Genomic DNA, 11,576 nt, shown 5'->3' with positions numbered 1-11,576 from the left:
CTGCAAAGGCCGCCGCGGGTCTGGATTTTTTACTTGCCCGACTTGACCTTGGTCCAGCTACGGGTCATCAGCCGTTGCACCTTGGGTGGCAACTCTGAGTTCACGAACATCTTGTTCAGCACTTCCTGCGGTGGGTAAACCGCAGCGTCAGTCCTCACGGCCTGGTCCATCAGGTCGCCAGCCTTAGGGTTCGGGTTGGCGTAACCGACGTAATCACTGACCTGGGCGATAACCTCAGGTTTCAGCAAATAGTTGATGAAGACATGCGCCTCTTTGACGTTCTTGGCGTCCTTGGGGATCGCCAGCACGTCGAACCAGAGGTTGCCGCCTTCCTTGGGAATGGCGTAGGCCAGGTTCACGCCCTTCTTCGCTTCTTCAGCGCGGGCCTTGGCCTGGAACACATCGCCCGAGAAACCTGCCGCGACGCAGATGTCGCCGTTGGCCAGGTCGGTGATGTACTTGGACGAGTGGAAGTAGGTCACGTACGGGCGCACCGCCAGCAGCTTCTGCTCGGCCTTGGCGTAATCCTTGGGGTCGGTGCTGTTCGGATTGAGGCCCATGTAGTTGAGCACCGCTGGCAGCATTTCGTCCGCCGAGTCGAGGAAGGCCACACCGCACTTGGAGAGCTTCTTCATGTTTTCGGGCTCGAACAGCACGGCCCAGGAGTCGATGGTATCCACGCCCAGCGCAGCCTTGACCTTGTCGACGTTGTAACCGATGCCGTTGGTGCCCCACAGATAAGGCACCGCGTACTGGTTACCCGGGTCGTTCTTTTCCAGGCGCTTCATCAATGCCGGGTCGAGGTTGGAATAATTGGGCAGCAGGTTCTTGTCGAGCTTCTGGAACGCGCCCGCCTTGATCTGCTTGCCGAGGAAATGGTTGGACGGCACCACCACGTCATAACCGGTGTTACCGGCCAGCAGCTTGCCTTCCAGGGTTTCATTGGAGTCGAACACGTCTTGCACAGGCTTGATGCCCGTGGCGCTCTCGAAGTCCGCGAGTGTGTTAGGGCCGATGTAGTCGGACCAGTTATAGAAGTGCACCGTCGGCGCCGCTTGGACGCTGCATGCCAGCGTCAGGCCCGCGCCGGCCATCAAGGCCTTGCGGAATACAGAAATAGACAAGTGGGGGTCCTCACAATCAGTGCCTGGGTAGCGACAATGCTGCCGCACACGCAAAACCGGCGCGCAACTTAACTTCGCAGCTTCGATGCCGCAATCATCATTTACCTTTCTATGGCTCTGGGCCGGGAAACCCGGCCCAGAGCTGTCGCATCAGGCTTACTTGCCCGACTTGATCTTCGTCCAGCTGCGGGTGATCACTCGCTGCACAGAAGCGTCAGGCGCAGCGATCGCGTACAGCTGCTTCTTCACTTCGGCAGGCGGGTAGATGCTCGGGTCGCTGGTGATGTCTTTGTCCACGAACTGGGTAGCAGCAGCGTTACCGTTCGGGAAGCGCACGGCGTTGGTGATTTCAGCCATGATTTCCGGCTGCATCAGGAAGTTCATGAACTGGTAGGCAGCGTCTTTATGCTCGGCATCTTTCGGGATGGCGACCATGTCGTAGAAGGTACCGGCACCTTCCTTCGGAATGACGTAGTCCACTTTGACCTTGTCGCCCGCTTCATGGGCACGGGCCTTGGACTGCTCCAGGTCACCCGAGTAACCGACGGCTACACAGATGTTGCCGTTGGCCATGTCGCCAATGTACTTGGACGAGTGGAAGTAGGTGATCGAAGGACGGATCTTGAGGAACAGGTCTTCGGCGGCCTTCAGGTCTTCTTTCTTGGTGCTGTCGGTCGGCTTGCCGAGGTAGTGCAGCGCAGCCGGGAGCATTTCGGTCGGGGCGTCAAGGAAGCTCACGCCGCAGCTCTTGAGCTTGGCGATGTTCTCAGGCTTGAACACCACGTCCCACGAATCGATCTTGTCCACGCCCAGCGCAGCCTTGACCTTCTCCGGGTTGTAGCCGATGCCGATCGAGCCCCACATATAAGGGAAGGCATGCTTGTTGCCCTTGTCGCTGGCATCGCCAACGGCCTTGAGCAGGTCGGGGTCGAGATTTTTCCAGTTCGGCAGTTTCGAACGGTCCAGTTCCTCGTACACACCCGCCTTGATCTGCTTGGCCAGGAAGTTGTTCGACGGCACGACGATGTCATAGCCCGACTTGCCTGCCAGCAGCTTGGCTTCCAGGGTTTCGTTGCTGTCGAAGACGTCGTACTTGACCTTGATACCCGTCTGCTTCTCGAACTTGGCGATGGTGTCCGGAGCGATGTAGTCCGACCAGTTATAGACGTTCAACACTTTGTCTTCAGCCTGAACAGCGGAGGCCATGGCGCCCATCAGGGCGGCGGCCAGCAACGTTTTGCCCATTTTATTCATGCGTAATGCTCCAGAATTTTTATTTAGCAACTGTCCAGCAGCCAGAACCCACGGTGCAGAGCGCGCGGCGACTGAAACAGCCGCTAGTCTGGCAAGTTACAAGGCCCTGTATCAAGGAAAGCAGGGCCATGTAACGGCTTAATGTCACAACGCTAGCCTAGCAAACGCTTATCGAATCGCCTCAAGGGTAAGATCCAGGCACTTGCGTGCCTTTTCCACCAGTTCGTCGATCTCCGCATGGCTGATTACCAGCGGCGGCGCGATGATCATGGTGTCACCCACCGCACGCATGATCAGGCCGTTCTCGAAGCAGAAGGTGCGACAGATCATGCCCACGCCTTTGCCTTCGTAACGGCTGCGGGTGGCCTTGTCCTTGACCAGCTCGATCGCACCCAGCATGCCGAGGCCGCGCACTTCACCCACCAGAGGATGGTCCTGCAGCTCGCGCAAACGCTTTTGCAAATACGGTGCCGCATCCGTGCGCGCCTTCTCGACAATTTTCTCGTCACGCAGGATGCGCAGGTTTTCCAGGCCCACCGCGGCCGCCACCGGGTGGCCGGAGTAGGTGAAACCGTGGTTGAAGTCGCCGCCTTCGCTGATCACCTTGGCCACGGTGTCACGCACGATCACACCGCCCATGGGGATGTAACCAGAGGTCAGGCCTTTCGCGATGGTCATCAGGTCGGGCTTGAGGTCGTAGTAGTCAGAGCCGAACCACTCGCCGGTACGGCCGAAGCCGCAGATCACCTCGTCGGCGACGAACAGGATGTCGTACTTGGCGAGGATCTCCTTCACCTTCGGCCAGTAGGTTTCCGGCGGTATGATCACGCCACCTGCGCCCTGGATCGGCTCGGCGATGAAGGCAGCGACGTTGTCTTCGCCGACTTCGAGGATCTTCTTCTCCAACTGCTCGGCGGCCCATACACCGAATTCGTCAGGGGTCATGTCGCCGCCCTCGCCGAACCAGTATGGCTGAGGGATGTGTACGATGCCCGGGATCGGCAAGCCACCCTGCTCGTGCATGCCGCTCATGCCACCCAGGCAAGCACCGGCGAAGGTGGAGCCGTGGTAACCGTTGATACGACCGATGATGGTCTGCTTGTGCGGTTTGCCCTTCAGCGCCCAGTAGTGACGCACCATGCGCAGCACTGTGTCGTTGCCTTCGGAGCCGGAGCCGGTGAAGAACACATGGGTCATACCTTTCGGCGCCACATCGGTGATCGCCTTGGCCAGCTCGAGCGCAGGTGGGTGAGCGGTCTGGAAGAACAGGTTGTAGTACGGCAGCTCGCGCATCTGTTTTTCTGCCGCCTGCACCAGCTCTTCACGGCCGTAGCCGACCGCCACGCACCATAGACCGGCCATGCCGTCGAGGATCTTGTGCCCCTCGCTATCCCACAAATGCACACCCTGGGCCTTGGTGATGATGCGCGGCCCCTTCTCCTTCAGTTGCTTGTAGTCACTGAAGGGTGCGAGGTGATGCTCCCCGCTCAGGGTTTGCCATTCACGGGTTTGCGGGTTGTTGACGCTCATGTGCTTCTCCGTTATTGGACCGCCGCGCTCCTGCGGCACCAGGGTTGATCAGACAGCGAACAGCAGGAACTCACGCTCCCAGGAACTGATGACGCGCTTGAAGTTTTCGTGCTCGGCGCGCTTGGTGGCGACATATCCGGTAATGAATTTCTTGCCCAGGTACTGCACCAGCGCACGGCTGTTTTCCATGCGTTCCAGGGCGTCTTCGATGGTCAGGGGCAGGCGCAGGTTGCGGCGTTCGTAACCACGGCCCTGCACTGGCGCGCTGGCCTCGATACCTTCGACCATGCCGATGTAGCCACACAGCAGGCTGGCGGCGATGGCCAGGTAAGGGTTGGCGTCGGCGCCCGGCAGGCGGTTTTCGACGCGCCGGCTTTGCGGGCCGGCATCCGGTACGCGCAGGCCGACGGTGCGGTTTTCTTCGCCCCACTCCACGTTCACCGGCGCCGAGGTGTCGGGCAGGAAGCGGCGGAACGAGTTGACGTTGGGCGCGAACAGCGGCAGCGCCTCGGGGATGAACTTCTGCAGGCCGCCAATGTGGTTGAGGAACAGCTCGCTCATGCTGCCGTCTTCATTGCTGAAGATGTTCTTGCCGGTCGCCACGTCGACCACGCTCTGGTGAAGGTGCATGGCACTGCCTGGCTCGCCGGTCATCGGTTTGGCCATGAAAGTGGCGGCCACGTTGTGCTTGAGCGCCGCTTCGCGCATGGTGCGCTTGAACACCAGGATCTGGTCGGCCAGGTGCAAGGCGTCGCCGTGACGGAAGTTGATTTCCATCTGCGCCGTGCCGTCTTCGTGGATCAGCGTGTCGAGGTCCAGTTGCTGCAGCTCGCACCAGTCGTAGACGTCTTCGAACAGCGGGTCGAATTCGTTGGCCGCTTCGATCGAGAACGACTGACGGCCGGTTTCCGGGCGACCGGAACGGCCAACCGGGGGCTGCAGCGGAAAGTCCGGGTCCTCGCTGCGCTTGGTCAGATAGAACTCCATCTCGGGGGCGACGATCGGCTGCCAGCCCTTGTCGGCGTAAAGCTTGAGCACTTTTTTCAGCACGTTGCGCGGCGACAGTTCGACCGGGTTGCCCTTCTTGTCGTAGGTGTCGTGAATGACCTGCGCGGTCGGCTCGATGGCCCACGGCACGAGGAACACGGCGTTCTCGTCAGGGCGGCAGATCATGTCGATGTCTGCCGGGTCGAGCAGTTCGTAATAGATGTCGTCGTCGACGTAGTCACCGGTCACGGTCTGCAGCAGTACGCTCTCGGGCAGCCGCATGCCTTTCTCGGCGATGAATTTGTTGGTTGGCGAAATCTTGCCGCGCGTGATGCCGGTCAGGTCGCTGATCATGCATTCGACTTCGGTGATCTTGTGCTCTTTCAACCAATCGGTGAGCTGGTCGAGGTTGTTACTCATAAATACCTCAGGAGGTAAGGTGGTCCACGACTTGATTCTGGATGGAGTAGATTGCTAAAGCAAAAACCCACGCGCAGAGCCACAGTGGATACACTGAAATCAGCTGTGTCCGTAATGAGTTCAAAAGGCAGGAAGACGAAGCGAAGGGCGGCAAGCCGCTGCGAGGACCGGTCCGGGAACGCGAAACGTCAATTATTGCGGCCAGGGCGACCACGCCATTGACGAAGCCTGCAAAAACGACGGAAGTACCCGATGGCACTGCGCAGGCAGTGCTTTCAGGTCGCGGCAAGCGGACCATGTGACCCTCGTATTATTGTGTTCTGGGTTGAGACCGAGCTTAGCCTTGTTCATTTTTTTACACAACACCTCCGTAAAAAATAAAACACGGCGTACCGGAGATAGCCCTTTACGCAGGAAATAGCGGATAATGGTTTGCCCCGATATGCAGCAAATCTGCCGTAGATGTGCCATTTCAGGGCATCATGGGGTTGGCTTGACATCAGTATGGCTTTTCGATTGACTGGTCTTGCAAGCCCCCCTTGATTGATATTTTTAACAACAAAGGTGTTGCATCATGTCGGTACCCCCGCGTGCCGTTCAGCTTAACGAAGCGAACGCGTTCCTTAAGGAACATCCTGAGGTTCTCTACGTTGACCTTCTGATTGCAGATATGAATGGTGTGGTGCGTGGCAAGCGCATTGAGCGCACCAGCCTCCACAAGGTTTACGAGAAAGGCATCAACCTGCCGGCCTCCCTCTTCGCCCTGGACATCAACGGTTCCACCGTCGAAAGCACCGGGCTGGGCCTGGACATCGGCGATGCTGATCGCATCTGCTATCCAATCCCCGACACGCTCTGTAACGAGCCGTGGCAAAAACGCCCCACTGCCCAGCTGCTGATGACCATGCACGAACTGGAAGGCGAGCCGTTCTTCGCCGACCCGCGCGAAGTGCTGCGTCAGGTGGTGACCAAGTTCGACGAACTGGGCCTGACTATCTGCGCCGCATTCGAACTGGAGTTCTACCTGATCGACCAGGAGAACGTGAACGGCCGCCCGCAGCCACCACGCTCGCCAATTTCGGGCAAGCGCCCGCAGTCGACCCAGGTGTACCTGATCGACGACCTCGACGAATATGCCGACTGCCTGCAGGACATCCTCGAAGGCGCGAAAGAACAAGGCATCCCGGCCGACGCCATCGTCAAGGAAAGCGCCCCGGCGCAGTTCGAAGTCAACCTGCACCACGTGGCCGACCCGCTCAAGGCCTGCGACTACGCGGTACTGCTCAAGCGGTTGATCAAGAACATCGCCTACGACCATGAAATGGACACCACCTTCATGGCCAAGCCCTACCCGGGCCAGGCAGGCAACGGCCTGCACGTGCACATTTCCGTGCTGGACAAAGATGGCAACAACATCTTCACCAGCGAGGATCCCGAGCAGAACGCCGCGCTACGTCACGCTGTCGGCGGTGTGCTCGAGACCCTGCCCGCGTCCATGGCATTCCTTTGCCCGAACGTCAACTCGTACCGCCGCTTTGGCGCGCAGTTCTACGTGCCGAACGCGCCAAGTTGGGGCCTGGACAACCGCACCGTGGCGCTGCGCGTGCCAACGGGTTCTGCGGACGCCGTGCGCATCGAGCACCGCGTGGCCGGTGCCGACGCCAACCCGTACCTGATGATGGCTGCGGTGCTGGCGGGCGTGCACCATGGCCTGACCAACAAGGTCGAGCCGGGCGAGCCGATCGAAGGCAACTCGTACGAGCAGCTGGAGCAGAGCCTGCCGAACAACCTGCGCGATGCCCTGCGCGAGCTGGACGACAGCGAGATCCTGAACAAGTACATCGATCCGAAGTACATCGACATCTTTGTCGCGTGCAAGGAAAGCGAGCTGGAAGAGTTCGAGCACTCGATCTCCGACCTCGAGTACAACTGGTATCTGCATACCGTGTAAACAAAAACGCCGCCCCTCAAGGGCGGCGTTTTTTGTTTGAGACCGGTGTCGCCTGCGTCGCGGGCACGCCCGCTCCCACAGGTAAGCCACAGGCTTCAGCCCTCGAAATTACCCTGTGGGAGCGGGCGAGCCCGCGAAGAGGGCGGCCCAAGCTTACAGGGGCTTCTCGAAAATCTTCGAATTGCGCTGGTAGTTGTACAGCGAAGCCCGCGCCGCCGGCAACCGCTCCACGCCACTCGGCGCAAAGCCGCGCTCGCGGAACCAGTGCGCCGTGCGCGTAGTCAGCACGAACAAAGTACTCAAGCCCATCTGCCGTGCCCGGCTCTCGATCCGTTCCAGCAGCTCGTCCCCACGCCCGCCATGGCGGTACTCCGGGTTCACCGCCAGGCAAGCCAGCTCCCCGGCCTCGGAATCGGCAATCGGGTACAGCGCCGCACAGGCGATAATCATGCCCTCGCGCTCGACCACGCTGAACTGCTCGATCTCTCGCTCCAGCACTTCGCGCGAACGGCGCACCAGGATGCCCTGCTCTTCCAGCGGGCTGATCAACTCCAGCAAGCCACCCACATCCTCGATAGTCGCCTCGCGCACCACTTCGAACTGTTCCTGCGACACCAGCGTACCGCCACCGCCACGGGTAAACAGCTCGGTGAGCAGCGCGCCGTCCTCGGCATAGCTGACGATATGGCTGCGCGCCACGCCGCCTTTGCAGGCCTCGGCCGCGGCATCCAGCAGTTCGCCCTGGTAGTCGCTGCCAAGACGCTGCAGATGCGGGGCAACCTGCTGCGGGCGCAGTTCGCGCACCAGCCTACCGTCAGCGTCCAACAAGCCCGGCTCGGCGCCGAACAACAGCAGTTTGTCGGCGCCCAGTTCGATGGCCGCGCGAGTAGCCACGTCTTCACAGGCCAGGTTGAAGATTTCCCCGGTAGGCGAGTAGCCCAAGGGCGACAACAGCACGATGGAGCGCTCGTCGAGCAGGCGGCTGATGCCCTTGCGGTCGACCCGGCGCACTTCGCCAGTGTGGTGGTAGTCCACACCTTCGAGCACGCCGATCGGCCGCGCAGTGACCAGGTTGCCGGAGGCCACGCGCAGGCGCGAGCCCTGCATGGGCGAAGCGGCAATGTCCATCGACAGCCGCGCTTCAATGGCCAGGCGCAGGGCGCCGACGGCATCGATCACGCAGTCCAGGGTGGCTGCATCAGTAATACGCATGCCCCGGTGGTAGTGCGGGGTCAGCCCGCGATCAGCCAGCCGGCTTTCGATCTGCGGGCGCGAACCATGCACCAGCACCAGCCGCACGCCGAGGCTGTGCAGCAGCACCAGGTCGTGGACGATGTTGCCGAAATTAGGGTGTTCCACCCCATCGCCAGGGAGCATGACCACGAAGGTGCAGTCGCGATGGGCATTGATATAGGGGGATGCATGACGCAGCCAGTTGACGTAATCGGGCATGACAGAGCCTGTGGATAAGTGGACGGAGAACGGCGATGCAGGGGGCGTTCAGGATCATCGTCGGAACAGGCTTGCGGTCACGCGCGGTCTCCTCTAGGCAGGAACGAATCAGTTCGATTGACGTTTAGTGCAGGCAATAGTGCCGGATCAGGTCACGCAATAGACGCACGGTAGGCTCGATTCGTGACATTTCAAGGTATTCGCCGGGCTGGTGGGCACAGGCAATGTCGCCAGGGCCCAGCACAATGGTCTGGCAGCCCAGTTGCTGAAGATAAGGTGCTTCGGTGCCGAACGCCACCGCTTCAGCGCGATGGCCGGTCAGGCGCTCCGCGACCTGTACCAGTTCGACATCGGCAGCCTGCTCGAACGGCGGCACCTCCGGGAACAGCGGCGCATAGTCGATGCGCACCTCATGGCGCTCTGCAACCGGCAGCAATTTTTCGCGAATGGCCGCGCGCAGTTGCTCCACGTCCATGCCAGGCAGTGGCCGCAGGTCGAACTCCAGGGCGCACTGGCCGCAGATACGGTTGGGGTTGTCGCCGCCGTGGATGCAGCCGAAGTTCATGGTAGGGGTCGGCACGGTGAATTGCGGGTTGCTATAGGTTTGTTGCCACTGCTGGCGCAGGCCCATCAGCTCGCCCATGACCGCATGCATGGCCTCCATGGCGCTGCGGCCCAGGCTTGGGTCCGACGAATGGCCGCTGCGACCGAGGATGTCGATGCGGTCCATGAGGATGCCCTTGTGCATGCGGATAGGCCGCAGCCCGGTAGGCTCACCGATTATCGCTGCACGGCCCAGTGGCTGGCCGGCCTCGGCCAGGGCACGAGCGCCGGACATGGAGCTTTCTTCGTCGCAGGTGGCAAGGATCAGCAGCGGCTCCTTGAAGTCGTGCTCCAGCAGCGGGATGACCGCTTCGATGACCAGGGCGAAGAAGCCCTTCATGTCGCAACTGCCCAGACCGACCCAGCGGCCATCGGCCTCGGTAAGCTTCAACGGGTCGCTGGCCCACAGCTGTTCGTCATAGGGCACGGTATCGCTGTGCCCGGCCAGCACCAGCCCTCCCGGGCCGGTGCCACGGCTGGCCAGCAGGTTGAACTTGCCGGGGCTGACCTGCTGGATATCGCACTTGAAACCCAGGTCGCCCAGCCAACCGGCCAGCAGGTCGATAACCTGGCGGTTGGACTGGTCCAGCGCAGGTTGGGTACAGCTGACCGAAGGCGCGGCGATCAAGGCGGCAAACTGGTCTTTCAGCGTCGGCAACGGCATGCGCGTACTCCTCGGAAACGTTACCCATCATAGGACTATCCGCTGTCTGGAATAAACCGTTGATGGCTGACTGCTGTAGACTCTCCGCCAACCACGCCCCCTCTTTCGAGTCTGTGATGCACAAAGAAACCGAACTGAAGCTCCGCGCCAGCCGCGAGACCCTTGCCGCCCTGCGCGAGCACCCTCTGCTGAAAAAGCGCAACAAGTCCGGCTGGCAGACCCGTGAACTGCTCAACCAGTACTTCGACACCCCCGAGCGTGAGCTGTCCGCCGCCCGTGTCGCCCTGCGCCTGCGCCGCGATGGCGACACGATCATTCAAACCCTCAAGTGCCGCGGCCAGAGCGTGGCCGGCCTGTCCGAGCGCAACGAGTACGAATGGAACCTGGACAAGGTCAAGCTCGACCTGAAGAAGCTGGACGCCACCTGCTGGCCCGAGCAACTGGCCAACCTGGACAAGAAAACCATCAAGCCACTGTTCACCACCGACTTCAGCCGTGAATACGCTGAAATCGCCTGGGGCCGTGGCAAAAGCAAGGTGGTGATCGAGGCTGCGCTGGACCAAGGCTTCGTGATCGCCGGCAAGCGCAAGGAAGAGATCTGCGAGCTGGAGCTGGAACTGCGCGAAGGTGAGCCGCAAGCCCTGCTGGAACTGGCCGCAGAACTGGCCGCCAGCCTGCCACTGATGCCGTGCGACATCAGCAAGGCTGAGCGCGGTTACCGCCTGCTGGAACCGGACAGCTACGAGCTGGACCTTCCTCACACCGCGCTGGAAGCCGAAATGGCCTTGGACGACGCCTATGCCGCCCTCGCCTGGCAGCTGCTGGCCAGCAGCCAGCGCCTGGCCGAGCAGTACCGCCACAACGGCCACTGGCGCCTGTTGCAGGACTGGGTCGAGTGCCTGAGCGAGCTGCGCGCACTCACCGCCAGCCTGGGCCAGGCAGCACCGCGCGCTACCACCCGCGACCTGCGCGCCAGCCTTGATGCCTTGCTTGAAGACTGGCGCCCGCTGGTGCAGGCCGGCAACGATGACGAAGACATCCGTCGCGCCGCACCCGAGCAGTTTGCCGAAGAACTGGAAGACGTACGCTGGGGCCAGTTCTCGCTGGAAACCTCACGCTGGCTGACGGCCCGTACCTGGACCGCAGAGCGCAAGGGCCGCGGCGAACGCCAGGGCAAAGCGCAACTGGCCAGCTGGCTGGGGCATCTGCTGGGCGAGGAAGGCCGCGCGTTGAAGCTGCCGCTGTACACCCAGCGCCCGGAAGACCTGGCCGAGCAGCTGCCACGTATCGAGCAACTTCTGGCCTGGCTGCACCACGCCCGCCAGGTGCTGGAAGCGCCGCAAATGGACCGCTTGTACGGCGACCTGAAAAAGCTGCACGAACTGGCCGAGCAGCCCATCAGCGATGAAGTGCTGGAAGCGCGTATCGACCAGGCTCGGGCGGTGGACCAGAGCCGCGGCTGGAAGCACCTGCTCAAGGCGTGACACCGCGTCGCCTGCTTCGCGGGTAAACCCGCTCCTACGTAGGATCCGCGCCAGGCGTGGGGCCGGTGTAGGCGCGGGTTTACCCGCGAATGGCCACAACGGTGTAG

8 protein-coding genes are annotated in these 11,576 nt (G+C 61.4%); 2 read left to right on the top strand and 6 right to left on the bottom strand.

The features are described from left to right. Positions 1-29: 29 nt before the first annotated feature. From INQ47_RS06260 to INQ47_RS06245, 4 genes are all read right to left on the bottom strand, one after another. Positions 30-1,124, bottom strand: coding sequence for a polyamine ABC transporter substrate-binding protein (locus INQ47_RS06260; RefSeq protein WP_404701334.1), 1,095 nt, complete (start codon positions 1,122-1,124; stop codon positions 30-32). Positions 1,125-1,280: 156 nt separating this feature from the next. Next, positions 1,281-2,378, bottom strand: a complete 1,098-nt coding sequence (locus INQ47_RS06255; RefSeq protein ID WP_209969265.1) for a polyamine ABC transporter substrate-binding protein — start codon at positions 2,376-2,378, stop codon at positions 1,281-1,283. 168 nt (positions 2,379-2,546) lie between these two features. Beyond that, positions 2,547-3,908: an aspartate aminotransferase family protein gene (locus tag INQ47_RS06250; protein WP_209969262.1), complete on the bottom strand. Its 1,362-nt coding sequence runs from the start codon at positions 3,906-3,908 to the stop codon at positions 2,547-2,549. Between the two features lie 48 nt (positions 3,909-3,956). Next, positions 3,957-5,315: a glutamine synthetase family protein gene (locus INQ47_RS06245; RefSeq protein ID WP_003253727.1), complete on the bottom strand. Its 1,359-nt coding sequence runs from the start codon at positions 5,313-5,315 to the stop codon at positions 3,957-3,959. A 574-nt stretch (positions 5,316-5,889) separates the two neighbouring features. On the opposite strand from INQ47_RS06245, the gene INQ47_RS06240 reads away from it, so the two are divergent. Next, positions 5,890-7,266 carry a glutamine synthetase family protein gene (locus tag INQ47_RS06240; RefSeq protein ID WP_021783548.1) on the top strand — a complete coding sequence of 459 codons (1,377 nt, stop codon included), beginning with the start codon at positions 5,890-5,892 and terminating at the stop codon, positions 7,264-7,266. A gap of 153 nt (positions 7,267-7,419) precedes the next feature. Here INQ47_RS06240 and argA read toward each other — a convergent pair whose 3' ends face one another. Both argA and argE read right to left on the bottom strand, forming a co-directional pair. Continuing rightward, on the bottom strand, positions 7,420-8,718 hold the full coding sequence (gene argA, locus INQ47_RS06235; RefSeq protein ID WP_003253723.1) for an amino-acid N-acetyltransferase: 1,299 nt from the start codon (positions 8,716-8,718) through the stop codon (positions 7,420-7,422). Positions 8,719-8,842: 124 nt separating this feature from the next. Next, complete coding sequence (gene argE, locus INQ47_RS06230; RefSeq protein WP_252460459.1) at positions 8,843-9,985, bottom strand: acetylornithine deacetylase; 1,143 nt, start codon at positions 9,983-9,985, stop codon at positions 8,843-8,845. 116 nt (positions 9,986-10,101) lie between these two features. On the opposite strand from argE, the gene INQ47_RS06225 reads away from it, so the two are divergent. Continuing rightward, positions 10,102-11,469 (top strand): inorganic triphosphatase, encoded by a 1,368-nt coding sequence (locus INQ47_RS06225; protein ID WP_404701333.1) that lies wholly within the window; start codon positions 10,102-10,104, stop codon positions 11,467-11,469. Positions 11,470-11,576: the final 107 nt, after the last annotated feature.

This window comes from Pseudomonas sp. 3HC3 (assembly GCF_044904505.1).
Lineage (GTDB): Bacteria > Pseudomonadota > Gammaproteobacteria > Pseudomonadales > Pseudomonadaceae > Aquipseudomonas > Aquipseudomonas putida_Y.
The sequence above is the reverse complement of the archived record's forward strand: the minus strand, read 5'-3'. Positions and strand labels throughout refer to the sequence as shown.